The sequence below is a fragment of the Chitiniphilus purpureus genome (genome assembly GCF_025642115.1).
GTDB lineage: Bacteria > Pseudomonadota > Gammaproteobacteria > Burkholderiales > Chitinibacteraceae > Chitiniphilus > Chitiniphilus purpureus.
The window spans coordinates 452721-479552 of sequence record NZ_CP106753.1; the positions used below are offsets into that span (position 1 = coordinate 452721).

The 26832-nt window shown below is 49.1% G+C and carries 24 protein-coding genes and 2 pseudogenes; 13 read left to right on the plus strand and 13 right to left on the minus strand.

Annotated features, from left to right (window positions below; all coding sequences use genetic code 11):
- Nucleotides 1–368: 368 nt before the first annotated feature.
- The 3 genes from N8I74_RS01970 to N8I74_RS01980 are packed head-to-tail and all read right to left on the minus strand — an operon-like array spanning nucleotide 369 to nucleotide 2915.
- On the minus strand, nucleotides 369–1154 hold the full coding sequence (locus tag N8I74_RS01970) for an ABC transporter permease (protein WP_263125242.1): 786 nt from the start codon (nucleotides 1152–1154) through the stop codon (nucleotides 369–371).
- A gap of 1 nt (nucleotide 1155) precedes the next feature.
- On the minus strand, nucleotides 1156–1941 hold the full coding sequence (locus tag N8I74_RS01975) for an ABC transporter permease (RefSeq protein WP_263125243.1): 786 nt from the start codon (nucleotides 1939–1941) through the stop codon (nucleotides 1156–1158).
- Nucleotides 1938–2915, minus strand: a complete 978-nt coding sequence (locus N8I74_RS01980; RefSeq protein ID WP_263125244.1) for an ABC transporter ATP-binding protein — start codon at nucleotides 2913–2915, stop codon at nucleotides 1938–1940. Before N8I74_RS01980 ends, N8I74_RS01975 begins: the two co-directional genes overlap by 4 nt.
- 1258 nt (nucleotides 2916–4173) lie before the next feature.
- Between N8I74_RS01980 and N8I74_RS01985 the strand changes: the two genes are divergently transcribed.
- The 10 genes and pseudogenes from N8I74_RS01985 to N8I74_RS02030 all read left to right on the plus strand — a co-directional run bounded on the left by N8I74_RS01985 (nucleotide 4174) and on the right by N8I74_RS02030 (nucleotide 16119).
- Nucleotides 4174–5115 (plus strand): isocitrate lyase/phosphoenolpyruvate mutase family protein, encoded by a 942-nt coding sequence (locus N8I74_RS01985; RefSeq protein ID WP_263125245.1) that lies wholly within the window; start codon nucleotides 4174–4176, stop codon nucleotides 5113–5115.
- 802 nt (nucleotides 5116–5917) lie between these two features.
- Nucleotides 5918–6940, plus strand: coding sequence for an IS481 family transposase (locus tag N8I74_RS01990; protein ID WP_263125246.1), 1023 nt, complete (start codon nucleotides 5918–5920; stop codon nucleotides 6938–6940).
- Between the two features lie 235 nt (nucleotides 6941–7175).
- Nucleotides 7176–8177, plus strand: a complete 1002-nt coding sequence (locus N8I74_RS01995; protein WP_263125247.1) for a nucleotidyltransferase family protein — start codon at nucleotides 7176–7178, stop codon at nucleotides 8175–8177.
- A gap of 78 nt (nucleotides 8178–8255) precedes the next feature.
- A complete protein-coding gene (locus N8I74_RS02000) occupies nucleotides 8256–9365 on the plus strand; it encodes a hypothetical protein (RefSeq protein WP_263125248.1) in 1110 nt (369 codons plus the stop codon).
- Nucleotides 9366–9398: 33 nt separating this feature from the next.
- Nucleotides 9399–9659: a phosphopantetheine-binding protein gene (locus N8I74_RS02005; protein ID WP_263125249.1), complete on the plus strand. Its 261-nt coding sequence runs from the start codon at nucleotides 9399–9401 to the stop codon at nucleotides 9657–9659.
- Nucleotides 9660–9668: 9 nt separating this feature from the next.
- Nucleotides 9669–10787, plus strand: a complete 1119-nt coding sequence (locus N8I74_RS02010) for an acyl-CoA dehydrogenase family protein (protein ID WP_263125250.1) — start codon at nucleotides 9669–9671, stop codon at nucleotides 10785–10787.
- A gap of 47 nt (nucleotides 10788–10834) precedes the next feature.
- A complete protein-coding gene (gene sbnA / locus N8I74_RS02015) occupies nucleotides 10835–11776 on the plus strand; it encodes a 2,3-diaminopropionate biosynthesis protein SbnA (protein WP_263125251.1) in 942 nt (313 codons plus the stop codon).
- 63 nt (nucleotides 11777–11839) lie between these two features.
- The gene (sbnB, locus tag N8I74_RS02020; RefSeq protein ID WP_263125252.1) at nucleotides 11840–12880 is read left to right on the plus strand and encodes a 2,3-diaminopropionate biosynthesis protein SbnB; all 1041 of its coding nucleotides are present in this window, start codon (nucleotides 11840–11842) and stop codon (nucleotides 12878–12880) included.
- 136 nt (nucleotides 12881–13016) lie between these two features.
- A pseudogene (locus tag N8I74_RS02025) lies at nucleotides 13017–13786 on the plus strand (transposase).
- Nucleotides 13787–13833: 47 nt separating this feature from the next.
- Entirely contained in the window at nucleotides 13834–16119 is a 2286-nt protein-coding gene (locus N8I74_RS02030) for an amino acid adenylation domain-containing protein (RefSeq protein ID WP_263125253.1), read from the plus strand.
- Between the two features lie 149 nt (nucleotides 16120–16268).
- On the opposite strand, the gene N8I74_RS02035 is transcribed toward N8I74_RS02030, so the two are convergent.
- Nucleotides 16269–16409 (minus strand): hypothetical protein, encoded by a 141-nt coding sequence (locus N8I74_RS02035; RefSeq protein ID WP_263125254.1) that lies wholly within the window; start codon nucleotides 16407–16409, stop codon nucleotides 16269–16271.
- Nucleotides 16410–16510: 101 nt separating this feature from the next.
- On the opposite strand from N8I74_RS02035, the gene N8I74_RS02040 reads away from it, so the two are divergent.
- A protein-coding gene (locus N8I74_RS02040; protein ID WP_263125255.1) for an IS3 family transposase occupies nucleotides 16511–17610 on the plus strand; the annotation gives its coding sequence in 2 pieces (ribosomal slippage) (nucleotides 16511–16772 and nucleotides 16772–17610; 1101 coding nt in all).
- Nucleotides 17611–17694: 84 nt separating this feature from the next.
- On the opposite strand, the pseudogene N8I74_RS02045 reads toward N8I74_RS02040, so the two are convergent.
- The 6 genes and pseudogenes from N8I74_RS02045 to N8I74_RS02070 all read right to left on the minus strand — a co-directional run.
- Nucleotides 17695–18132, minus strand: a pseudogene (locus N8I74_RS02045) (IS481 family transposase); the annotation flags it as partial.
- Nucleotides 18133–18332: 200 nt separating this feature from the next.
- Complete coding sequence (locus tag N8I74_RS02050) at nucleotides 18333–18464, minus strand: excisionase family DNA-binding protein (RefSeq protein ID WP_263125256.1); 132 nt, start codon at nucleotides 18462–18464, stop codon at nucleotides 18333–18335.
- Nucleotides 18465–18566: 102 nt separating this feature from the next.
- A complete protein-coding gene (locus tag N8I74_RS02055; RefSeq protein ID WP_263125257.1) occupies nucleotides 18567–19433 on the minus strand; it encodes a plasmid recombination protein in 867 nt (288 codons plus the stop codon).
- A 627-nt stretch (nucleotides 19434–20060) separates the two neighbouring features.
- The gene (locus tag N8I74_RS02060; protein ID WP_263125258.1) at nucleotides 20061–20972 is read right to left on the minus strand and encodes a hypothetical protein; all 912 of its coding nucleotides are present in this window, start codon (nucleotides 20970–20972) and stop codon (nucleotides 20061–20063) included.
- A 24-nt stretch (nucleotides 20973–20996) separates the two neighbouring features.
- Complete coding sequence (locus tag N8I74_RS02065; RefSeq protein ID WP_263125259.1) at nucleotides 20997–21209, minus strand: helix-turn-helix transcriptional regulator; 213 nt, start codon at nucleotides 21207–21209, stop codon at nucleotides 20997–20999.
- A 471-nt stretch (nucleotides 21210–21680) separates the two neighbouring features.
- Nucleotides 21681–22403, minus strand: a complete 723-nt coding sequence (locus N8I74_RS02070) for a hypothetical protein (RefSeq protein ID WP_263125260.1) — start codon at nucleotides 22401–22403, stop codon at nucleotides 21681–21683.
- 216 nt (nucleotides 22404–22619) lie between these two features.
- Between N8I74_RS02070 and N8I74_RS02075 the strand changes: the two genes are divergently transcribed.
- Entirely contained in the window at nucleotides 22620–24101 is a 1482-nt protein-coding gene (locus N8I74_RS02075; protein WP_263125261.1) for an AAA family ATPase, read from the plus strand.
- A gap of 53 nt (nucleotides 24102–24154) precedes the next feature.
- On the opposite strand, the gene N8I74_RS02080 is transcribed toward N8I74_RS02075, so the two are convergent.
- Entirely contained in the window at nucleotides 24155–24622 is a 468-nt protein-coding gene (locus tag N8I74_RS02080) for a hypothetical protein (RefSeq protein ID WP_263125262.1), read from the minus strand.
- Between the two features lie 2 nt (nucleotides 24623–24624).
- Nucleotides 24625–25737, minus strand: a complete 1113-nt coding sequence (locus N8I74_RS02085; protein WP_263125263.1) for a hypothetical protein — start codon at nucleotides 25735–25737, stop codon at nucleotides 24625–24627.
- Between the two features lie 129 nt (nucleotides 25738–25866).
- On the opposite strand from N8I74_RS02085, the gene N8I74_RS02090 reads away from it, so the two are divergent.
- Nucleotides 25867–26076: a helix-turn-helix transcriptional regulator gene (locus tag N8I74_RS02090; RefSeq protein ID WP_263125264.1), complete on the plus strand. Its 210-nt coding sequence runs from the start codon at nucleotides 25867–25869 to the stop codon at nucleotides 26074–26076.
- Between the two features lie 349 nt (nucleotides 26077–26425).
- Here N8I74_RS02090 and N8I74_RS02095 read toward each other — a convergent pair whose 3' ends face one another.
- On the minus strand, nucleotides 26426–26773 hold the full coding sequence (locus tag N8I74_RS02095) for a MerR family transcriptional regulator (protein WP_263125265.1): 348 nt from the start codon (nucleotides 26771–26773) through the stop codon (nucleotides 26426–26428).
- Nucleotides 26774–26832: the final 59 nt, after the last annotated feature.

The window sequence follows — 26832 nt, forward strand, 5'->3', positions numbered from 1 at the left end:
CATAATTAGTTCACATCATATTTCTACCAGCGCACGGCCAAATCAGAGCAAATGTTCAATCATTGACCACACTAATTCTGAGAGAGCTCGAGCATCCCTCGCGTAGTACTAGACTTTCGCGACAGCAAAGTTCTTTCCTTGAGTGACAAGGTCATGCTGCTTCGGCGAACAGTCATGAAACACGCCACCCATTTACTGAGCTCATCACTTTTACAAACTCCCAAGCACTTTGATATGAGGTAGAATTAAGCAGGGGGCATCACGTCGCCCTTATAACTTCCCTTGGCAAGGCAATTTGAGCTAAAGCTTAGGCGCCCTGCATTCGCGCTAAACTCCGCCCTACTGGAAAAGGTGATCAATCAGCACGGCTATCCACCAGCGCCAGCATACCGGCGCATACCCAGCTGCCACAGCCATATCAAAGTTGTCACACTACCAGCAGCTATTAACAGCATTAGTGGAGCCACCAACCAAATAGATTGCTGCCTGAGTAAGACCTGGCATGGCCACCAGACAATTCCTGCGAGAGGTAGCAACATGAAGACTTGCCGTACCATTTTTGGAAAAAGCTCAAATGGATAGCGTGACATATCTGTCAGCTTGCCTACCGTATGAAATACAGGAGAATGCTCGCCAAAGAAAAAGCAGCTAGCGATGGACATCTGATTTATGGCGTTCAGAGTGATAGATGCCAGTGGCAGCAAGATCAACAAGTGCAGGAGAAATGTACTGGACCAAACTCCCGGTAGATGAGCCACAGCAAAGCTGAGAAACGATATACCAGTGATAGCTACAATCAAACCCTGTGGGTGAAAACGCTCCAGAATCAACATTTGGAGCGGATGAATTGGCCTTAGATAGTAGCGAACAAAATTGCCATTCTTTAACCAACTCTCCAGCATATACATTGCATTACAGCAACTACTTTCAAATACATAAGCCATAAACATGAAGCCTTGCATGAATATCAACTCATAGCGGTTATAGCCCGCTATAGTGTTAGAGGCTCCTAACATTAAATAAATCGTGGCAGCACTACTCACTGATGTAAAAAACATACCCAATAGAATAAGCACGAAGTCAGCCCGGCTCTCGAGCTTGCTTCTGCAGTCGACCAGCACCAACCGGCGCCAGGCAGAGAAAAATGCTTTCATGTTAGGCTCCGAAAACCACCAATTTGCGCTGCACCCATCGCCCAGCCAGTTGGGCAATCCCCCAAAAAACTAAAACCCATACCAGCTGAATACACAACGCGCTCATACTGGTTTGCTGACCAGTCAGATAGGCCACCGGTGTATGAAAAAAATGAGCAAATGGCAACCACGTTAGTAGTTGCTGGATGGGGGAAGGAAAAAAACCCAATGGTATAAGAGCTCCGCCAAGAAACTGCACTACAGCATCCTTGCTAGCAGTTATACCCCACAGATCAGTAGCCAAAAAACCAGCAAGGCCAACAACGAACCCGAGTGTGAACAGCAGGCTAAAGCTACACAGCACAGAAACCAAAGCAAACAGCCAACTAACTGGAGTGAGGTGTAGGCCAGAGAAATAAAGAAACAGCGCAAAGGCTGGTAGAAAGTAAAGAGCTTTGGCTCCGGCCACGCCTAGCGATAGTGCGGCATGCCGTAATACAAGATTTATTGGCTGAGTTAGCTGATTAGCCACCTCGCCACTCCGGATTTCGCGCGCAAGCCGCCAATCAGCACCAGTAGTTATAATGGCGAACAGAGTTTGGGCAGTAACGACGTGCAGCAATGCCGAGGAAAATGTCATCCCCGCTCGGTGGGGATTATCAGTGTATAAGCCACTCCAGAGGCAGTACAGTAGCCACATCGAGAGCAAATAGCCCAAACAGAGAATCAAACGGCCTTTACTATCAGTGGCGGAAATGCGGCCATTTGCCAACGCTAGCACCCAACAGGCAGATAGAGAACCTTTCACCCTTGCACCTCCTTACCAGTCAAATAGTATCGGTGTAACAACTCTTCTAACGACTGAGCCACGGGTTTAATCTCGTGAATGGCAAATGGAGCTAGCAATTGCAGTAACTCTGCGAATGGCAAGCTGTCGTGCCGAGCTACTTGTAACCAGTCATCCTGAACGCGTACCGGCAGCCCGCTATTGTGCGCACTCAAGACAGCCTGGGCTGCTGATAAATCTCCGGAAAGACGTACAGCCCACCAGTTGCCCTCGCCGGCATACGCATGAAAAGCCGGTAGGCTACCATCAAATTTGAGCTGGCCATTGTCGATTAGAAGCAGCCGCTGGCTGAGTTGCTCGATATCACCAACATCATGCGACGTGATTAGTACGGTTGTACCAGCTTCACGATTGAGCTGCCTGATCAAGCTACGCATCCGCGCCTTCATTTCTAAGTCCAACCCGATGGTTGGCTCGTCCAGAAATGCAACGGTCGGAGAATGTAAGAAGCTAGCAGCGATTTCGCACAGCATGCGCTGTCCCAGACTTAATGTGCGGGCTGGGCGTCGCCAGAATTGATCCAGATCCGCCTCGCGGCGAAACAGTGTTAGTTGCCGCTTATATACACTGTCTGGAATAGAAAAGAGCGCCTGCAGAATACGAAATGAATCCTCTACAGGTAAATCCCACCAAAGCTGACTACGTTGACCAAACACTACGCCAATGTGCCTGACATAATCACGACGCTGTCGCTGCGGATCAAAGCCAGCGACCGTAACAGTGCCGGAACTTGGCGCCAAAATACCAGTTAGCATCTTTATCGTTGTGGATTTTCCGGCGCCATTCGGCCCAACCAGCGCCACGCATTCGCCAGATTCAATGTTAAAGTTAATATCTCGCACAGAATGAGTAGTGATGTATTCAGGTTGCCATAGCCGACGCAGGCGCTGGCTCCAGCACTGAGACGGGCATGGAGACTGATAGAATCTATTCAAGTTTTCTACAGTTATCAATTAAATTATCCTCATAACCATAATTTAAGGCACTTTTGTTATTTAAGAAGTGTCAAATGTTAAAACGCCCCTGGCTTTTGAAAAAGTTTATTCTCAAGATCGATTTTATTAATAGGGGGGTACGTTAAGCCACAATTGCAGAGCTGTTTCAGTCGGATAGCATAATGATAAATTCTGCTGATTAAAAATATTTAAAGGCGTATTAAAACTTTTTGTACGTCAATCGTTGTTGTTCGTAACTACATCAAGGCATGCTGAATGTGAGCTCATTGAGATATGGCTATTTCTAACATAAACATTCTAGAAAACAAATGATTGAAGTGTGAAATGATATGTTAATCAATAAAATGGCTACACTAACGGCACGACATCCAAGTGAAAAGACCCTGACCATAACAGAAACCGCTTGAGTTATCTAAATAATAAGTTCGGCTAGATATTGTAAATATCGCACTTTAATATTTCCAATTAATAATGCGTACTCACTGTGCCATGCAAGTTGGTCAAACCATCAGCTAGATATAGGTCGTAGATGGTATGACCTATAGCCCACATTGACCCTAGGAAGCCCTCACATTCTTTCGCCCAAGATGCCTGCAGTTAACACCCAGGAGCCCAGCACTTAAACTGCCACGTAAATCTACACGCCCTTGCCGACTTTGATTTCACCTCACTTTTTTGCGGTAAATCATCATTTAAATCATGGGCTTATGCGCTATTTTGATCTTTATTGGGTCTGTTTATTACAGCATATAAACATGCATAACATATCATATACTTACAAAATTGCATATTATTTTTTCATCGAAAACATGCCTGTGCATTCGAACTACTTGCATGTGCTTACTATTGTGTAGTATTATGCTTGCATTTTTACACAGTTAGTTTATAGTGCGCAAGGATTTTGCAGCACACATGGCTGCATATATATGATTTTTCTGACTTTAAAAATTGCAGCCATGTAAAAAAGCTTGCACCAACAATGCGAAAAGTTACAGTGTTTTGCCGGAAGGCGGTGTGTAAGCACACGATCGTAAAAAAAAGACTAACCTCAACTAGTTGGAATAAATACTAAGCTAGTAACATTGTTGTTCGATCATATATTCGAAAATTGAATATGCGAATCAAATTTCAAACAATGGGGCACATCAGGCACCTCCGCATTAGCTGATTTCGATTGCAAGACAAAAAACTTAGCGAGCACAGTTGATCATTATTTTATTCACGAAGAAACAATTATATGATTGAAATGAAGAAAAAATTATCGCCATTGGGTCACTCCCTTAAGCAACGACTACAAAGTGGTCAAAACTTAAAATTTATAGAAGCTCACAACGGTCTCTCGTGCCTCATTGCATCTAGAGCTCAGGTAAGCGTAAAAGATGAAGTCCGAGAATTTGATGGCATCTGGGTTTCCAGTCTTACTACCTCTGCGGCAAGAGGTCTCCCTGACATGGAAATGTATCTATTAGAGAATAGATTGGATACCATCCGCGAAATTGTTGATTCCACTGAAAAAGCCGTTCTCGTTGATGGCGACACAGGTGGCGAGCCAGTTGCATTCGAATATTTATGCCAGAGATTGGAACGACTAGGAGTGTCTGGGATAGTAATAGAAGATAAACGTTTCCCTAAGCGCAATAGCCTTTCTGAAGATTCGAATCAGCTACTAGAGAATCCTATTGCTTTCTGCGAAAAAATCCGTCGCGGGAAGGATGCATGTTCATCCTCAGAATTTCTAATTGTAGCTCGCTTGGAAGGATTAATATTAGGTCAATCAATCGAAGATACTCTTGAAAGAGCAATGGTCTATATTGAATCTGGAGCAGATGCGATATTGGTACATTCACGACTCAGCGAAGCAGGTCAAGTTTTTGATTTTGCGAAGAAATATCAGGAAAATTTTCCAATCAAAGAAAATAGAAAACCATTAATATGTGTTCCGACAACTTACAATGCAACATTCGCTGAAGATTTGTTTGCTGCTGGTTATTCTGCAGTAATTTATGCAAATCATTTACTCAGAGCTGCTCATCAGGCCATGAAGGAAGTTACGAGATCTCTGCTGTTGGAGGATCGATCATTTGAAAGTGAAACACGCTGCTCCAAAGTTGCGGATATTTTCAACGAAACAGGCTATACAGCTGCAATTGCACGTGATAAAGAAGGACTCGCCTTATAATTAAAGAATAACGCAATAAATATGATGGTATTTCACATAGGAATTCATGATCTATCATGCCGCATATGCTAATCAATCAGCGTGCACTGATTGAGATTGAGGATGACTCATATCAAGAGCTACAAACTTATTCCGGCTTACGGGGCAAGGAAGGATCAGCGTAACAAAGATTGAAGGCGGTCAAGCTTTAGCATAGAAAACAAATACGTTCTTTGGAAGAAGCGCTCTAACATGCTCATCTTCGATGAGGCACACTAGTGGTAAAGCATAAAGACCAGTGAAGATAGTGAGCCAGCTTACTTTAGCAATATGCACATATAGAGCTGGTACTCACTATCGGTCTTGTAATTAGATAGTTTGGCCCTTTCAGTGACGTAAATATATTTTTTGCCAAAATTTGTATTTTAAGTTCAATATTTAAGATGGCCGCAGAATTTTATGGGAGCCTTAAGAGCTACAGCACCAAAGTCAACCATTGTTTTTAAAAAGAAAACACCAAAATTTTCGAAAGTTGATCTTTTATCAAAAAAGGGTCAATTAAAAATAGAGGGCAGTTGTTATAAGTTGTTTTGATGTCATCTTAATCATCTGTAGGAATAAAAATTTTTATGTCTTCATATAATGTGATGTCTATTCAATAAAATTTCGGTGTGAAAACCCAAGATGCCATATTGTCGAACAAACATTCAATGTTCAGTACTTGTTTAGTCTCGGATCATAATTTACCGACGCGCAGTTGGCGACTCTACTTGGCCCGTTCGGTTTTGAGTACGCTACGCGCCTCGACCTCCGAGTCCGCCGTATGAACCTCCGTCTGCATGGCCGCGCCCGTACCACCCCGGCTGTCCGCGCCGAAATCCAGGCTACGCCGCCCTCCATCACTGATGCCGAGCTCGCTCGCCGTTATGGTGTCAGCAAACCCACCATCGCCAAATGGCGCGAGCGCACGACCGTGCATGATGCGTCCCATACCGCGCATCGCCTGCAAACCACGCTAACACCGGCTCAGGAATACATCGTCGTCGAACTGCGCAAGTTGCGGCGCTTGGCACTACTTGATTTGCTGGTCGTGGTCCGCGAATTCCTCAACCCCAACGTTTCCCGGGCCGGCCTTGGCCGTTGTCTGGCCCGTCATGGCGTCAGCCGTCTGCAGGCCCTGGAGCCGCCGCCACCGCGTCCTGACCAGGGCAAGCCATTCAAGGCTTACGAGCCCGGTTTCGTGCATGTAGATGTGAAATACCTGCCACAAGTGCCGGATGAAACGACGCGCCGCTGCCTGTTCGTGGCCATCGACCGTGCCACTCGCTGGGTGTTTGTGCAGATCCGTCCGCACAAGACAGCGGCAGCCGCACAGGCCTTTCTGGCTGCGTTAAAAAAGGCTGCGCCGTTCCGGATTCGTACGCTACTGAGTGACAACGGCAGTGAATTCACGGACCGGCTGCTGTTCAATAAGCAAAAGCAGGCCAGTGGCGAGCATGAGTTTGACCGGCTGTGCGCTGCACTGGAAATCGAGCATCGCCTGACCAAGCCGCGCCACCCACAAACGAACGGGATGGTGGAACGCTTCAACGGGCGGATCAGCGAGGTGCCGGCCACGCACCGCTTCAACTGTGCCGAAGATTTGGCACAGACGCTGATGCACTACGTCTGGTTGTACAACCATCACCTGCCCCAGCTGGCCCTGCAGAACCGGACGCCCCTTCAAGCAATGAAGGATTGGCAGAAACAGAAGCCCGAGCTATTCAAGAAACCGGTAATTAATCGAGCGGGACTGGACAAGTACTTCTCTTTGTTCAAATGTTTGTGTCTAAATAAGTCATTTTAAATGCCTGTACACAATTTTTTTTGGAGGGGTAAGAATTCCACTCCAATTTTTTGCAAACTAGAAATTTCCAGGATCAACAACGACATCCTTTTGGCTGTGAGACGAGGTGTGTCTATATATAGTCACCTTTTCAAGGTCTGACATTCAAAAGTTAAGAGAGCAATAAAAATTCTGCCAACAATTAAACCTCTATTAAAAACCAATCATATATTTAACATACAGGCATGGTTTTCAAATGAACAAAAATATAGTTAAGCTTGTAGCGCTATTTAACGCTTATTGCGACAAGAACGCTCATATAGTAGATGACGAGTGCTTCTATTCTAATCTCCTGGAAACATTGGCCAACCATAAAATGTTTGGTATTGCCAGCTATTTATTACAAAAAGGCTTAATGCAAAATGCACCTAGTCGAATTTATGATGTAATTTTTTGTTCAGCAGAACGCGAAAAGATCAAGCATAAAGAATACACAACGCTCTGCTCGGAAATTTCCACATCCCTATCACAATACGGTGTGCCTCATGTCGTAAGAAAAGGACCGACATTGGGTTTTTTGTACAAAGAAGCCTGGCATCGCGGCTTCAATGATCTTGATTTTTTGATAAATACTTCAGACAGGGCGCAGGTACTCGATTTTTTGAAAAAAAATGATTACAACATCGGCATCTACAATACACGGCTTGAAACAGGAATAGCACCTAATAGAGAAACACTAATCCAGTATCGTCTCAACCCAGATCATTTACCTCATTACTATATAAAACGTGATCATACAATAACCCGCGGTTTCAATGTTGATTTTGCGTTTCAGCTTGGTTGGCATAACGATGAGATAAAAATTAAAAACGAGGAAGTATTTCAGGACGCTGTGTCACGCGATGGAATAGCATCTATGAGTGACAATTGGTTATTTGTAGATAGCATTTTGCATTTATATCGAGAGATGTTTTTTTATGGCTTAGCAAAGGCCGGACCTATAAAATTCATCTCGATTATTGATATCCTCCTATTGCAAGATCGAGTCGATTTTGTGTCAAGGCCTGCGACTAAAGAAATTATTGATATAGTGACCTCGTTTGTTAATTTTACTTTCGGACGAAGCAACAAAGTCGATCAAAAGCTCCTCACTGGCATTTTGGTAAATGGGCAGTGGCAAAATCTGGCTGTGTCAATCTACGATCGAATGTCAATACTTACGGATCAACATTACCGGGATAATTTTAATTTAGCCTAATCAATTTGCAAGGTTTGAATTTTTAGCCCTGTTTTATTTACCATATTCATGTATCTTCAGCTACAGAAAGGAAAAAAATTGAAAAGCAATAAATTGAATGTAGTGACGCCACCTATCACCAACTTATTGCGCTGGTCATATACCCTAGGCATCACATTAAATAACAGTGATTCTTTAGCATGGTTTTACAGCAACTTCATACAACTATATTCGTATAACGAACGTTATATGCAAATAAGTCACTTTTTTATTGACTTCTGGCGAGGAGGCAGTAATGAATTGTTAGGGAACAACCCTTATTTGATTCCACGGGTATTCGGCTATGACAATGGCCACCCGCTTATGAATCCCGAGTGCATGCCTGAATATTTGTGTCAGATGATCGATGATGGGTTTTACCCTGTGCTCTTTCTTGATGAATCAAAATTTCCATTTGCACCAAGTTTTGGCGAGGGAATGGAAAATGATTATATACGCTTATATGGCGTATATCCACATCATTTTATGTTTAATGCGTACGATCGGGATTCACAAACTTTTGGCGGGTTTGGTTTCGGCAAAGGAACAAATGAGTTTGTGGGAATGTATGGTATGCAAACGGTTTCTTGGAGTCAAGTAATCGAATCTATCGCTTCAATGAAGCACGCCATCCTAATGAGAACAATGCATGATCAACTATCGTTTGCATATAGGTTACGAACAGCCAGTGATCCATTTCCCCATCATTACGAAATGAAAGCCTTATTTATTAAGCAGAGCCTTGTGGACTACCTTGAATCCCGTTGTAGCGCGGGCTCTATGAATTTAGATGTAGATAAATATCGATTCGGTCAGTCGATCTATCATCAGTTAGTTCAATACTTTGAATTATGCGGAGAGAATCAGCAGGAGTTTCGTCGCGCAGATATTCGACACACTCACACTTTCTTGGAGCATAAGCAAGTAATGATTGATCGAGTTAATTATTTGAAAAGCATTGGGCTGCTTGTTGATGATGAAAAAACAAATACGCTGCTGAATATATTACAGGATGTACGCGGAAAATGTGAAATGCTCAAGCTTAAATCTGCACGATTTATGCAAACAGGTCGGCTTAATTTTATCAATTCTGCAAGAAAAGATATCCTTGACATCAAGGAAAATGAAGAGCGCGCCATTTTGATGCTGATTAACAATTTGAAAACTTGAAAAGTAAAGAAAACTGAAGTATGGAGGTGGATAATGAACAATGAACTGCAAAAATTCATTTCAATAATTTCAAAAAAGTCTGGAGCTAAAGAAGATTACTTGGCCAGCAATATGCTGTTGTCACTAACCGATGCAGGTATTGATTCGTTAGCTTCTATTTCACTACTTTTCGAGATTGAAGATGCCTTTGGAATAACAATTGATGATGAGTTTTTGACGCCAGAAACGTTTCAAAGTATTAACACTCTTTGGGACGTGGTTCAGTCTATTGCCAATAAACAGATTGTATGTTGAGTGTATAGCATGGTTAAAGTTGCAACTGAAATAACTCCTGATCTAGTCAATATCTTATTTAATAACTCACCCCTGCCAGATAGGGAAGGCCGGTTTCCTCACGAAAATATCAGCGTTCTCAAGGATGTGAGAGCATTCTCCTTATTAGTTCCTCAGCGCTACGGCGGCGCTGCATGCAGTGTTTCAGACGCAACTAGCTATGCGATAAATCTGGGAGGCGGATGCTTATCAACCGCTTTGATTTGGGCAATGCATTCGCAACAGGTTGCCACGATTGCCCAAATGACAGGGAATAGAGTTTCGGAAGTGTTAGCCGATGTGACAAATCAAAAGTTGGTTGCTTCAGTCACCTCTGAATATGAAGGAGGTGCAGATTTGATGACTTCTAATTCTCCAGTCTTCTTAAAAGGAGAAATGATCGAGGTGAGACGGCGTGCTCCTGTGGTAAGTTATGCCTCGGAAGCTGATTATTTTTTGATGAAAATGCGCGAAACTGAAGATGCCGCCATAACAAAAATTTGCGCATTGTTAATTAGCAAGACGGAAATCAATATCGAGCCCCTCGGAGCTTGGAATGCCATGGGAATGCGGGGCACTCAAAGCATCCCTGTTTTTTTTTCAGGCCTGATAAAGCCTGAATGCCTATTAGAAGGAGATTTCAAGAAAACAATAAATTCAACAATGATACCAATTGGTCATTTACTTTGGGCTGCATCCTGGTATGGTGCAGCTCGTTTTTCATTAAAGCGAGTATTGAAGATCATTCCAAGACGGAAACTTGATAGCTCAGAAATTAGCCTGTGTACATTGTCAAGAATACGGATGAAACTTGATGCGATAGCGGCAATGATTGAAAAAGGGCAGCGTCTGCTTGAAACTAAAAGTGGCAGATTTGAGACTCATGAAATGATTTTTTTTAACAATCTAAAAATTATTTCATCAAGCTATTGCTTTGAGGTGCTTCGAGATTTAGTTGAAATTGCAGGTATTCGTGATGGATTCTTACAAGACAGTAATACTGGGCTTGAACGGGTATTTCGTGATATCAGTGCAGCGTCGTTAATGTTTCCTAATGATAGGATTAGAGTTATCAATGGGCGCCTTGCATTGTTTGACAACATCTTTTGAATCAAGATTATTGACCAAAATAAATATGGACAAAATGGTTTTTTGATATGATTTTTGATAGAGCTGACGAGATCATTCTTGATGACGTATTTCTACATCTGCCAGGATTTCTTGAACATTCAAATGTATTTTTAAAATTAGAATCTTACAATCCTGCGGGATCAATAAAACTTAAAACTGCCCGCGCATTGATTGATCTTGCAGAGGAAACAACAGATTTACGAGCTAATAAAAGAATTATTGAATCCTCTTCGGGTAACATTGGCGTCGCCATAAGTATGATTTCTGCAGTGCGCGGTTATAATTTCACTTGCGTGGTTGATAAAAATACATTAATAAGCAACATTAATTTAATAAAAGCTTATGGTGCAGAAGTGGTTGTAGTTGATAATATGGACGCGAATGGTGGTTATCTGGGGAGTAGGCTCAAGTATGTAAAAGAACAATTGGCACAGGACAAAAAATTGGTTTGGTTGGATCAGTATAGCAACCAAGCCAATCCAACAGCGCATTACGTATCCACGGCACGCTCAATTGCACGTGAATTTCCGGATATTGACTTTCTATTTGTTGGCGCCGGAACAACGGGAACTCTCGCGGGATGTGCACGATACTTTCGTGACTACATACCGCAAGCTAAAGTTGTTGCCGTTGATTCGGAGGGTTCAGTTAATTTTGGTAAACTTCCATGTAAACGGTTTATTCCCGGATTAGGATCCAGTCAGCCCCCAAAGTTTTTGGAAGGTCTTGATATTACCGAGGCGGTACATGTGCCTGAGTTGGACAGTATAAGCATGTCTCGCTTTATTGCGCATAAGTATGGTCTGTTGATAGGTGGATCCACTGGAACTGTGCTGGCTGCATTGAAGAAATATGAGCAGCAGATCCAGGCAGGCTCTTGCGTAGTGGCGATCAGTCCAGACTCCGGTGAGCGATATGTTGATACAATATACAATAACGAGTGGTGTTTACATAATTTCAAGCGATAGACTACTTATAGAATCAATTTTTAAGAACATCAATTCAATGCAAAGAAATGTAATCAAGAAAACATGAACACAACTACATCAACACAACCCAATTTTTTTTTCACGACAGGCTCCGCAATCAATGAAATAATTTTAAACAACAAAAAAAATATTATTGAAGTAGTTCGCAAAACCTATATTGAGCACCATCGAAATCGCACTTTAAATCCAGATAGTTACTTTTTAAGATTCCCAGACAGACCCAACGCTCGTATAATTGCACTTCCAGCTGCCTTAACTGGCGAAGCCCCAATATCTGGCATTAAATGGATATCAAGTTATCCTGAAAATGTCATTTGCAACTTACAGCGTGCATCAGCTGTTCTTATCCTCAATGATTATGATACAGGCTATCCATTCGCTTGTTTAGAGGCCTCGCTCATCAGTGCAGCTCGGACCGCCGCCTCCGCGGTTCTGGCAGCAGATGTTCTTTCACCGCGGCTAAATAGGCGATGCAAAAAAGTCACATTCATTGGTGCAGGCGTTATTTCAAAAAATATTCTAGATTTTTTTCATTCTTCATCTTGGGTTTTTGAAGAATTGGATGTGGTTGATTTAAATCAAGTTGATGCTATACGTTTTGCCAATTTCGCATCTGAAATGTATGGCAGTTCATTAATTGCAACTGCCTCAACCTCGATTGATAGTGCAGTAAAAGGGGCCGATATTATTGTTCTAGCGACCACCACTTCGGAGCCATATCTTTTGAAGTCAGATCTTTTTAACTCTGGCCAAGTTGTGCTTAATATCTCACTGCGTGATCTTTCTCCTGAAATCATACTTACTGCCAACAACGTTTTTGATGACGTTGAGCACTGCATGAAGGCTAATACTTCGCCGCACCTAGCAGAACAGAAATTTGGGAATCGGAACTTTGTGACTGGCACGCTCGCGGAAGCTATTGTTGGTGATATTCAACTTGATGAAAACAAACCAATTATTTTTTCACCCTTTGGTTTGGGTATACTCGATTTGGCACTAGGAACTTATTTGTTTAACTTGGCCGACCAAGCAGGAAAGAATATTGCAGTTCCGGGATTTTTCTGTAATGTATCCCGCTGGTAATCATTAAACTCCTTGCAACTTACAAACAGCTCCTGATTACATTTTATGCCTTTTATTGATCAGTGTTGTGGCACACTGAATTTGGCCACCTGATTAGAGCTGTTATCCTGCACCTCGTAAACAATTAGGTGACTTAATGAAAAACAAAAGCAGGCCCACATTCACCCCAGAATTTCGCCTCGAATGCGCACAGCTTTTGCTCGACAAGGCTATTCCTTTGCCAAAGTCGCTCAAGCGATGGACGTGGGTAAATCGGTCATGGATAAATGGGTTCGGCAGTTGCGTGAAGAGCGCACCGGCATGACGCCCATGGCGATGCCAATGACGCCGGAGCTGCTCAAAATCCGTGAGTTAGAGAAGCGCATCAAGCAGATTGAACTCGAAAAGGAAAAATTTAATAAGGCTACCGCTCACTTGATGTCGGACTCGCTGAACAACTCACGATAATTGCTTAGTCCAGCAGAGCTACGCTGTAGCCCTTTTGTGCCGTACGTTTGAAGTCCATCTCAGCAGCTTTAAAGCCTGGAAACGTACCAAGCCAATCCGGCCAGAGCAGGTGCAACACCTCAGCAAAGTACGCGAGTTGTTTCACGTCAGCAATGGCTCGGGCGGGCTCGCGCAGCATTGCGACTATTATTATGGCGATGCCAGATTCAGCAAAGTATGAGTCGACGCGGCAACTGCTGGGACAACAGCCCAATGGAACGCTTCTTCCGAAGCTTGAAAACGGAATGGGTTCCAGAGGTCGGCTACAGCTCATTTGTGCAAGCTGAGCGGGAAATATTAGATTACATGCTGGGCTACTACAGCCAGCTGAGGCCACACCACCATAACGGTGGTTTAGCGCGGAACGAGGCTGAGCGCAGTTATTGGCTTGGCTATAACAATATGGCCAAAATTAGTTGATCACTAAACTACCCACATGAGCCTTAATTTAGAAAATGGAGGATACAGTGTCATTAAACAAAAAAGAATTAGATATGCTATGTCATTTGCGCGACGCACTAGCTGAGCGGCAAGGTTTTCCAATTTGTCAATCATCAAGCAGTGCCAGGCATTATATTGCCAGTGATTTTGTGCACATTATTGATGTAGCACTTGTAGGTGAAGTCGCCGCTTTTCTTCTTAGGAACAAAATTGCATTAGATATTTTACTGTTGGCAGTACATCTTCGTGTTGTTGCACTCCTAACTAGCAGTGATAGTATTTTAGTTGGGGTATACGATGATATAACAGGTAAAAACTCAACTGAAATTTCACTGGTTCCCTTTCTTGTTGAGCTTTCGGAAAGTGAGAGTTGGCTGTGCTTGCTAGCGCGAATAAAATATCAGTACACGGAATTCAGGCGATCGTTCATGACCACGAATCGTCAAAATGAAATAACTGATATTCAGACTATGATCGATACCATGTTCCTGTTTCCCATGCATTCGCAAAAACCTGCTGATGTGCGTGTCGAGGAGCTGCAAGTTAGGGCATACAAATTCACGTTTCGTGAGCAGATGGCCAAATTCACATTGCAACTAGATTTTAGATATAACGAATCCATGCTAAATGTCGATGATATGACTAGGATTGCAAAATACTATCAAAGTGCTCTTTCACAAATTTCTGCCGATGCGTCGCAATGCTATCTGCGTGCTTCACTACTTGGTTCGGAAGAAATCGAATGGTTATCTACGCATGGAAGTGGACCTCAAATTGAACTTCCGAGTGGGACGGCATTAAATTCTATCTTTGCGATGGCAGATTGTCAGCCTCATAAGAAAGTGCTTCAAGATGCAAATAACAGTATTAGCTATGTCGACTTGCTAAATGGAATTGCATCGATTTGTTGCCACTTTCCAAGCGGGCGGCAACGAATTATTGGTGTTATTATGCCGCGCTCAGTAGAATGGATCGTATGTATGACTGCGATCATGAGCAACAATGATATTTATGTACCATTAGATCCAGAAGATCCCGATATACGCCTTCTAGAGCTGATTCAGGAAGCCGGCATCAGTATAATTATCTGTTCGCCGCCTCTCCATTCAAGGATGGCTAGCCTTCTTGATTCATTTACTCCAAGTGTTAAATTAATCGAATACTCCTTACAGTCAGGATTGTTCAATTTAGTGCGTCCCACACAACCAACGGCAGAAGCAACTTCTCTTTCCTATATCTTGTTCACCTCTGGTTCTACCGGTAAGCCTAAAGGAGCTCAAATTGAGCATCGGGGGATGTATAATCATTTACAAGCAAAAATCGAGTTATTAGAACTGACGGAGAAAGATGTGATTGCTCAAACTGCACCGCAAACTTTTGATGTATCTATTTGGCAAGCGATCACGGGATTATTGGTAGGAGCAACAACTGTTGTTTACTCAAAAGATGTTCAGATAATTCCAGCACTGTTTCTTAGGAATATTATTGACGACCGCATAACTCTCCTAGAATTAGTGCCATCTTACTTTTCTCTTTTTGTAAGTTATCTCGAGCGTGTTAAAAATAAGTATACTTTCACCTCGCTGCGAGCAATAGTTGTGACGGGCGAGGCACTTAAACAGGAATTAGCAAATCGTTGGTTTGCCTTATACCCCGCAATCCCTATTGTCAATGCGTATGGACCTACAGAAGCATCAGACGACATTACACACTATATTTTAACAGACGTTGGTTCTGACAACATCGTCCCAATTGGAAAACCGATTAGGAATTTGCGCGTTCATATATTAGATCGGCACGATAATCCCTGTCCAATTGGAGTAGTTGGAGAAATATGTGTAACTGGGATAGGGGTTGGAACTGGATATATCAATGCCCCCGACAAAACCAGGCAGTCATTTTCTTTTTCTCATCCACTGGCTAAATGGAGTACTGGTCGTATGTATCGAACAGGAGATCTTGGCTATTGGAAGAAAGATGGTAATCTAGCATTTGTTGGCCGAAAGGATTTCCAAGTGAAAATTCGCGGCATGCGAGCAGAACTAGGCGAGATCGAAAACGTAATTCTAAATGTTTCTGAAATTGACGACGTTGTAGTTTTGTTGGATCAGAAAGATACAAACGATGCTTTTCTAATAGCTTTTCTTCTTGGGAAGACGGACTTGTCATCATTACGGCAGAAACTTACTGAGCGTTTGCCTAGCTATATGTTGCCAAACCAACTAATTTGTTTGGAGTCTTTTCCATTAAATAGGGCCGGGAAGGTGGATAAAAAAGCTCTACTTAAGATGATCACTCCCACTCTTTACTAGCCCTTGTGTAAGAATTATCGAATGGCAGCTTATCGGCATTCAGGCTGGCTAAATGTCGCATCTCGGATGATAATTTAAGCCCCAGAAGCTGGCAGCTATATCTGCTGTCTGGTCTCGGATCATAATTTACCTGCCCGCAGTTGGCGACTCTATCTGGCACGTTCGGTTTTGGGTACGCTCAGCACATCGATCTCCAAGTCAGGCCAATTAATCTCCGTCTGCACGGGCGTGCCGGCTTCTGCTTTGCGTAGGAAGCCAATGATCTGTTCTTCGGTGAATCGTTTATTCATGTCCAACTCCTTGTCATGGTTGACCTCCTCCCATAAAACCGTAGCGTTCAAAAGTAGAGATTTCTGGCAAATTTGATGCCCATCCGGGCAGGAGATTTGTCATGAAAAAGTCAAAGTTCACCGAAGAGCAGATCGCGTTTGCGCTGCGCCAGGCCGAGTCAGGCACGACCGTGGCAGAGGTCTGCCGCAAGATGGGCGTGAGTGAAGCGACCTTCTACAACTGGAAGAAGAAGTACGGCGGACTGGGCGTGACTGAGCTGCGCCGATTGAAGCAGCTGGAAGAAGAGAACGCGCGCCTCAAGCGCATGGTCGCCGACCTGAGCCTGGACAAGCAGATGTTGCAGGAGGTCATCCAAAAAAAGCTGTGAAGCCGGCTCGCAAGCGCGAGCTGGCGAATTTCCTGATCCATGCTTACCGTATCAGCATCCGTCGCGCCACGGCAGTCATCCAATTGCGCCAAGCCACCTACTTTTATCGACCGCGGCCACGCGATGATCGCGCTGAGCGCCAGCGGATTCGGGAGATTGCCGCCACGCGCATCCGGTATGGGGCACGACGTATCCATGTCCTGCTGCGGCGCGAGGGCTGGCTGATCAATCATAAGAAGACCTACCGGATTTACTGTGAGGAAGGGCTGAATCTGCGGCGCAAGCGGCCAAGACGGCGTGTGGCTGCAGCACACCGGCAGGAGCGGCCGGTGATCTCCAGTTTGAACGACTGCTGGAGCATGGATTTCGTCGCCGATCAGCTGTTCAACGGCCAGAAAATCCGGGCGTTAACTGTGGTGGATAATTTTAGCCGGGAGAGCCTGGCGATCACGGTGGATTTCGCGCTGAAAGCGGCCGATGTGGTGGCGACGGTGCAGCATGTACGAGCCCTGCGCGGGACGCCGCAACGGATCCGGGTGGATAACGGCAGCGAATTCATTTCGGTGGCGCTGGATCAATGGGCGTATGAGCATGGGGTGACGCTGGACTTCTCGCGCCCCGGCAAACCCACGGATAACGCGTTCATCGAGTCATTCAATGGTAGTCTGCGCGACGAATGCCTGAACGTGCACTGGTTTCTGTCGCTGGATGACGCGCGTGAGAAGATCGAGCGTTGGCGAATGGATTACAACGAATTCAGGCCGCACAGTGCGCTGGGTGACCTGACCCCGGGCGAGTTCCGGCTCGCCCACCTTGAAGCTGGGAATCTCTAGCTTCGACCGCTCGGTTAAGCGGGAGGAGGTCATGGTGGATTGGACTCTAAAGTCACGCGCTACTCAAGATGGGGTGGACGTCGGGTATTTCACATCTACATGCACGAAACCGGGCTCGTATGCCTTGAATGACTTGCCCTGGTCAGGACGCGGTGGCGGCGGCTCCAGGGCCTGCAGACGGCTGACGCCATGACGGGCCAGACAACGGCCAAGGCCGGCCCGGGAAACGTTGGGGTTGAGGAATTCGCGGACCACGACCAGCAAATCAAGTAGTGCCAAGCGCCGCAACTTGCGCAGTTCGACGACGATGTATTCCTGAGCCGGTGTTAGCGTGGTTTGCAGGCGATGCGCGGTATGGGACTCATCATGCACGGTCGTGCGCTCGCGCCATTTGGCGATGGTGGGTTTACTGACACCATAACGGCGAGCGAGCTCGGCATCAGTGATGGAGGGCGGCGTAGCCTGGATTTCGGCGCGGACTGCCGGGGTGGTACGGGCGCGGCCATGCAGACGGAGGTGCATACGGCGGACTCGGAGGTCGAGGCGCGTAGCGTACTCAAAACCGAACGGGCCAAGTAGAGTCGCCAACTGCGCGTCGGTAAATTATGATCCGAGACTAAACAGCTACGACAGCCAGCTCAAACCGTATCTTTAAAACGGTGGTCTGGCCCCCAACGAGGCTGAGTGCAATTATTGCCTTGGCTATAACTATGTGGCCAAAATTAGTTGACCACTACAAAGCGCCCAACCTTGTGCCCCGGCTTGCCCTTGGAGGTCACCCAGGTGTAGATGGTGTCTTTGGCTACGCCGAGGTAGTCGGCGATTTCATCGACAGAGAGCCAGCGGTCGTCCATGTCTGCATCCAAACAGAAATGCGCTGCCAGCGTGGCGGCAACTGAACACAGTCTACGCCACTTTCAGCCAGTTCAATAGGGTTTGAACCTGTTTTGATCGGGTTAGGCCTTGTCAGGGTCGTTTGAGTCTGGCGCGGTCGGCTTCAATCCCAACCTGGCTTCAAGTGCCAGAACGCGAGCCTCCCGCGCTTCCAACTCCGTGATCAACAACTGCGCTTCAAGCATCGTCTTGTGCGCGAATGAGCGAAGCTGACGGTCACGCTCACCCGTTCCACGCGTGATCTCACGCGCACGCTGGAGCAACGCGGCCTGCGCCGGCAGCCCGAACTTCACCCGCGTCCACTGCGCACGACTCATGCGCTGTCGGCCCGGCCCCAAACGAGCGAGTCCGGACGGCCCGGCAACGTGCTCCCAGAATCGGTCCTGAAATGCGCGCATTGCCGTGTTGTAGGCAAGGCGTTGCTCCTTGGGTGTTTGAGCGCCCTTTGCCGCGCGGAAGCCAGGGTGCAAGTCCTTGACGTTGCCAGCATCAGGATTGACCACAAAGAAGTGGAGATGGGGGTGCGCTTCATCGGTGTGCTCGACCACAGAACGGAGGTGCTCACCGAATTCGGTTTGCAGCCACTCCAAGGTGCTTTGCTTCCAGTAGCTGTACTCAATGCCGCCACGTGGATACGACGCTACGCCGGCCAGCAGGACGGACGCGTCCTTTCGCAAACGGCGACCAGCTGCGTCACGGCTGCGCGCATGGATGGCGCCAATCTCGGCTTCCAGCTCTGCCAGGCTGGGACCATGCAGCAGGTTGGGTGGCCTCGGTCTCGGCACATGCAAGCAGGCTTGCGGCTCGCGACTGGCTTCAGCAAGCACGTCGCGCACAGCCCATTTTCGATCTGCTCCCCGCGAGGTTTTCTTCGGTGGATGCAGCGAATAGACCGATATGTGAACAAACTGGATGCCGCCTGTGATCATGGGGCACCGTCGCTGAAAACATAGTGACCGACTATATTTATCGTCGCTATCGCAACGATAAATGTCGGCCAGGGGAAAATCCTCTGGACCCCGCCGCCCAATGTGCGAACAGTGTGTTGAAACTGTGCGAAACAATGCACGAAACTGTGTGAACAACTGGCGGATTTGATGCCTACCCTTGTGTTAACAGTATGGCAACCATGTGGGGGCACTGTGGCGCATATTGTGTAATCAGTGTGTGAGTTGCCCATGACGCCTCCGTTGATTACCAAAAACTTGCACGAGCAGACCGCCATCCGCCAGGCCATTCAGCAATTCCGTTGCAGCCAAATGGACTGGAGTTGATGGGACTTGGCGCAGCCTGTCGATGACAGCATCGAATGAAAGTCTGGCCACATACACGCGGAGCACGAAGCCAGTGTCCATATATTCGATCAACGTGGTCTGATCGAGCGCAATGACGCAAAGCCGCATGCATCGTTCTATTAACAAGAGCTGGTTGTTGTACGCATTCAATATTGACCCTGCCCGTCGCCACGCTGCAGGTTTGCATCCATCCCCAGCCAACCCATTTGTCATCCGCCACGACATCTCGCCAGGCGAATCGGTTTTCCAAGTTTTTGTTGTTCATGCTGTGCCTCGTGGCATTGCCGATGTGTGTGACTTCTTTGCGAGTTCATCACGCATCTGCTGGAGCCTTTCTCTGGCTTGAGCCCTGTCCACCACTGGCCGATCCGTCACGATTGCTTGAGTGGGCTCGGCTGCGGCTTCCACGGCGCGTTGCCGCCTAATGATTTGGCGAAGGTCCCGTCGCAGCTCTGCCCCAGCCGACAAGCTGAACTTGCCCTCGCGAGCCCTGCGCAGCAGGGAGGCAAGGAATTGGGGGACAGTCCTCCGGATGCTGTTTTGACGCTTGCATTCAAGGACTTCTGCCAAGACATCCAGGGATACGGAGGGGGAGAGACCCGTGCATTGATCCCGCGTCCTTTGGGGGTCGAGTGATAGCTTTTGGCACAACCACAACCAGCACTCCTCGTCCCTCTCGTCAACGATCAAGGCCGGCGACTCGTCAGTGTCAGGTGGCGTGCCCTTTGGCCCGGTAGTGGTTGTTTTTGATGAATCCAATGTTTCTTTAAACCCAGTGTTTGTAGCCCCTTGATCGCCCTGAACTGGCCGATTCAGATATGGCTCTTCCACGCGTGGGTTTTCAAGGTGTGGTGCCCAGTCCACAATCGGCTCATCACTGACAATCCATTTCGAATGGATGAAGCGCCCGGACGCAGAGCGCTCACGAACGATTCGCATGTAGTTCAGCCGCTCAAGCTGTTGGATCGCACTGCGCATTGCCGTTTCCCCTTCATTGCGCGCTTTGCAAAGAAATTCGATGCTGATACGAAACCCTGGTGGGAGTGATAGGAGATGAACAATCACCCCAAGAGATTTCGAGCTAAGTTCGTCATTGCGAATCAAAGCATTCGGGATTTGAGTGAAATTCCCCGTGTGCCGACGCCGAACGATCAGCAACTGAGAGGCGTTCATGGGCGTCTCCACTGATCCTCATAATCAGCGGTCCACCCGTGCAGTAGCGGCTTGCAGGGCGATCCAAGCCTCGACCTCCTCGGCCAAAAAACCAATGGCCGCGTTGCGAGAGCCAGAGTTACCCAATCGAATCGGGCGTGGAAAAGTTGGGTCTGTTCTCGTCCTGCGCCAGATGGTGACGCGGTTCATGCCCAACTGTGTTTCCAGGTCGCTGTACCGGAGGATGCGGTTTTTCATTTGCTTGCCCACCATTTCGTGTAATGACAGGCAATTCTTCGTTCTGCGTTGTTGGCGTGTCCAGAGGCCGAGATTTTGGCCATATTCCGCGATTTACATGCCAAGTTCGTATAACTGATGCCATTGTCTAAAACATGCAACGGCACGTTTTTGACCGTATAGGGAAACGCAAGCACTGCCGTCCCCGACGAAACGGACAGTTCAACTTCGCATTAGTCGATTGACCTCCGCTCGCGCACGAATACGAAAGCCGCTTCTTCAAAATTGGCCGGCCAACGACCATTCACTGCCGCATGACAGATATGGAATCAGTTGTTTTGGCTCAGAAGCTAGAAACCTGAATCGCCATCTTTTTAACTGGAAAATGTCTTTTATCAACAGTTACTTGCGCGTTTCGTGGATCGCGAGGGTGCAAATGACGGTGCGAGCGAAATAAATCATCGCTCGTTGCATTTTCGCAACAATTAATGCCTATTTCTGGCTATCCCGTGCTGCGGAAATCCATTGCGCAATCGCGCTGGGCTCAAACCCATCATGTAGTGCTGCGCGTAGTGCGTGCTCCAGCTCTTGCCAGCCGACGGGAGAACTGGTGTTGGTTGAAGCGGTCGGCCAACTGCTATTTCCAAGCTGAAACAGCAGACTGTCCAACAGCTCGTCGTCGCCCACGTCATTTGCAGCTTGCTCAGCCAGCGTAAGCAATGCTTCACGCGTGGCACTGACCAGCTCCACCGGGACCGCAGCAAGGGGCTCAGCCAGCGCGATCACACGGTGCGGTTGAATGAAGTCGGCCAAGTCCTGTGCTGCCGCAACACCAGCGGTTAGCTCGACGCGGACAAGTACACCGCCAATTTGCAGGAACCGGGTCTTGGTAAGGCCTGGCTGACCATCCTGGTAAAGCACAACAGCCTCTGAGCCGACCAGGGCGTTCAGCACCAGTCCCAGGTCATCTAAGGCACCAGAGTCCCGCCATTGGTGGAGGATGTCTGCGCGCAGGCTGCTCCCCTCAAGCCCTAGGTGATACATCAACGTCGCCACGCGCTTGACAGAAATGACCTGCTCTTTGCCCCTTAGCCAAACGGACAGGTTTGCGGGACGGATGCCAGTGGCCATCCCCACAGAGCCCAGCGTATCGCCACGCAGGCGTATGAGTGCGGCTGCTATAGCACGCAGTTGTTCGGCCTGAAGTGTCGGCATATGGCACCTACATTGTTCTAACAGTAAATTACTATAACAGGGCGACCATCACCCAGCCAAGGCTTGGCATGTTGCGTTTACATTGTTATAGTAAATTATAGTTAGATGGAGAATGCCATGCACAGCCTGCGACGAAAGTACCGCCCTATGCGACGCCGAGAGTACCAAGAGGCAGTTGGAGAGCTGAAGCGACTTCACCCTTGGCTGGAGAAACAGGTGTTTCAGCCCGCCCCAGGTCATCTCGCCGTTGTCGCCGAGTTGATCGATCAATGCGAGCGGTTGATGCATCGCAGTGACTATCAGCGTCGTCCGCTGTTCTGTGTCACTGCTACCCGGGAGAAGCTAGCTGTTCGAGTCGAGGTCTCCGATGCCAGCATCCAGCGCGAGCGCGCCTTGCTCGACGTGGTGGAACAGGCTCGGCACGCCGCCCAGCAGTGCTGCCCTGTGTGCGGCGCTCCGGTTTTTGGTGGCGATGCCAATGCCCCCCAAGGCGCTCGGTGCGCCGCGCACGAGCAAGTGGTCGGACTGTTCGCAGAGGATATCAAGCGTTTCAAGAGGGCTGCGAAGGCCTTGGAGTCGGCGGATGCAGAGCGCGCGAGCAGCACTGCCGATAGCGATGCATCCACACGCACCGAAGCCGCCAAGAAAGACCTGCCCGACAGCCCCATTCCCGCACGCGACAGCAGCGGCACTTCGACTGACGACAAGCACGCGCCGTTGATCAGCTTTCTGGACGCTTCCGGCCTCAAGCAATTTGTTGACCGCCATCGCGCGAAGGCAGACGAAAAGTTCAAGCGTGCCCAGCAGATCGCGGAGCGCATCCGGGCGGCCGGCCATGAGCGGCGCACGCTCGGCATGCTGCCCGACGAGTGGGACGTTCTGATCGAAGAGTTCACCCAAGCTTTCCCGAACTTCAGCGAGCTGGCCGAGCTGCTGCACGACCACTTTGCCCTCAATGCGATGGGCGATGGCCGTGTTGCCTGGTCGCCGCTACTGCTTGTCGGGCCTGCGGGCATCGGCAAAACAGAAGCGGCCCGCTGGCTGGCGGAAAGGCTAGCCTTGCCCTTCCGTGTGTTCGACATGGCCAGCGCCCAATCCGGTTCGCCACTGGCTGGCTCAGAGGCCTTCTGGAGCAATTCCGAGCCGGGCCTCCTGTTCGAGCTGCTTGCCTACCAGCCAAAGGCCAACCCAGTCGTGGTCTTGGATGAACTGGACAAGACTGAGCAGGTGCGCCAGTACGACCCATTGGCGGCGCTGTACACCCTCCTTGAGCCCCGCAGCGCACGGTCCTTCACTGACCTCTCTATCCGTGATTTCGCCATCGATGCCAGCCACGTGAACTGGATTGCGACGGCAAACAGTGTGGAGGGCATCCCGAGCGCATTGCTGTCGCGGCTCACGGTGCTGCATGTCCATGCGCCTACACCTGATCAGGTCGCATGCATCGCTCAGAACATCTACGGACGGATGCGGGCAGAAGCCAGCTGGGGCTCTGCCTTCGTGCCCCGTCTCGACGCGGCAGTTTTGGCGAAGTTGAAGCATCTGCCGCCGCGAACTCTGGGCCTGGCATTGCGACGGGCGCTCGGACATGCCGCTCGGGATCAGCGTGATCACATCGAGCCCACCGACCTAAAGCTGCTTCCAGATGGCAGCAAGCCCGGTATCGGTTTCACCGCTGGAATGACTGTCCATCGGTAGCCCATGCATCCGTTATCGTAATTACGGTAACTACGATAACGGGAGTGTACCGATCATGTTCTGAGATGTGCCTGCCCGCACGTATGGCAAAACCACGTACTCTGCCACTGGCGCTTCGCGGTACTGTAGACCTTGGCCTGGGCACGCCAGCCCTTCATCAGCAGCCATCCCAACGCGATAACTCCCAAGCCGACTGCGGCTTGCTTCCAGTTGTAGCGCAGGCCCGCCATGCCTACGTACACGCACTCACGTGCCAACAATGGGCAAACCGTCATCGAAATGTAGATGATGATGCCGCCAATCCCATAGGCTCCAATGAACGGTAGCGGTGACGGCGGTGCGGGCGGGGCGCAATGCTGAGCCAGCGCAGTGGACTGGGAGCCCTGGCTGCTGCCTTGAACGAACTGCCCATCTGAGGTGACAGCCGTGTGCGTTGCGTGGAACTGCTGCGTGCCGCCCGCATGCACAACGGCCATTGCCTGGATGTGCGTGCTGCCGCAGCTCGGACATTGCATTGCCATGGTCAGTCCTCCGAACCTTCGGTGTTGACGGTACAGGTCAGCGTGGCTTCGCCGCCCTCCATGCCCGCCGACAACACGCCGATCTTGGTCAAACGACCATAGGTCTTGCCGTCCTTACCCAGCTTCAGCGAGGCTGATTTCGCAAGCTGCTGGACCGTGAGGCCGGGCAAGTAGCTGCGGTAGGTTTGCTCACCACCATCACGTGACACCGCTACCTTGCGGACGCTGAATCCATTGACCTTGACGGGCTCGGCGAGCATGACCGGCGTGACGCCTTGATCTGGATTCCATCCCGCCTGCTTGAGCATTGACTCAGCTAATTCAAATCGTGGACCGATGGCCGCGCAGCCCAACGCCTGTTCGAGCTGCGCCTTGGTCTTGGTGTCCACGGGCTGCGACGCTCCGTTGCTGGAGACCGAAGGCATGCTTGGCTTGATGGTCCTATTGGCGTCATACCCCACCAACCAAAGATTGGTCGGTGCGCCCGGCTGCCAGCCGGTGTCGAGCACCAGTTGCTGGATAAACCCCTGGAAGGCGAGCTGCTGCCGCTCGCTAATCGGCTGCCGGTCGGGGATGGCCAGCATGGGCGGCTTGGGGCCAACGGTGCGGACATTGCCGCTGTGCTCGACCGCCATCTGCTGCATGAAGAGGTGCAGGTTTGCGGCGTTGTTGACCGCGTACCCCACCGACTGTCCCCAGCACACAGAGAAGGCGGGCACAGCTTCGGACTTGGTCTTGCTCCTCCAAATGGTGGCGGTGCCGATCCAGCAGTCACTGCGGGACCAGTCCGTGACCGTGACTGCCACGCGGGGGAAGTGGGTCTTGGGCGTTCCGTCGTAGGAGTGCTTGCTGAAGACGCCTGCCAGGGCTGTTGCACGGATGCCAGGAGCGCCGGGCGGCGCGCTTTGGTCTGGCTTTGCTTGATTGGCAACGACGGCTGGGTGAGTCTCGGTAGTAGGAGGCGGTGCCACGTTACCTTGGCTGACCTTCGACACGCCACCCAAGGAGAGGTGAACCTTGGTCGAGCCGTCAACCTGCGGCTGTGTCGTGACACAGCCGGTCACGGTCATCACAACGGCCAGCCCGGCCAGCATCCGAATGCAGAGTCCACTCATCCATCAGCTCCCTTTGATCCCAAGTTGAGCTGATTATGAAGACTATATTCGACATTGTCGAATATAATCCGTGGATTAAAGGTCTCATGACGCCCATGCTCGGCGTTGATGGGACGAAACTACGAGCAAATGCGTCAGGACTTGGCGCGCAACACGAAAGACTTCCGGGGCAAGCGTGGCTTGTCGCAGGAGGCGCTCGCCCTGAGCGCGGATGTGGATCGCACTTACGTGAGTCAGATCGAGCGCGCTGTGGGCAACCCGTCCCTGCTGGTCCTGTGCAAACTGGGCGCGATCCTGGAGACCGACGTGCTCGATCTCTTGGCGGAGCAGACCAAGTGAACACGGGTGAGGCCACCCACTTGGGGATGCCCGAAAAAAATGTATACGGAGGTGACTACAGAATGAGCCGAACTGCACTGAGTCCCAGCAGAAATGGCACTTCTGAGGCCATCTTCCGCTTTAACGTCTGAGGCAATCCCGGTTTCACCGGCAACAGCCTGCAGTCAGGGCGCTGGTTGTCACCCATGACAAGGCATGCCTGCCCAGTGCCATGGGCGACAAGGACCGTCTCGCAGGTTTGACGGGCTGCGGCCGAGCCGCGCTGGCCGGCATCAGGGCATGCGCTGCGCTGGCGCGATATTGCCGTGGTGCCGGGGGCGGACCGGCCGCGTTCAGCCGTGCCGCGGCTTCATTGTATTTCGCGTAGAAACCGCTCCAGCACCTGACGGCTTTGCATCAGCCGCTCGGTCTTCTGATCGACCTGGGAAATCTGCTCGATCAGCGTGGCACGCAGCTCATCGCATGGTTCCAGGAGATGACCTTCGCCGCGGATGCAGGGCAGAAACTGCTTGATCGTGGCCAGCGTCATGCCGGCGGCGCCCAGCAGCTTGATCCTCTCGACCGTCTGCACCTCGAGCAGCCCATATTCCCTGAACCCATTCGGGGTGCGGTGCGGTTGCAGCAGTCCTTCCGCTTCGTAGTAACGAAGCATGCGGATACTCACATCGCAGCGTCTGGACAGTTCGCCGATCTTCATAGTGGGCTTGACTCTAACAGTGCTGTCAGATTCTACACTGCGTGCTCCCGATCGACAGC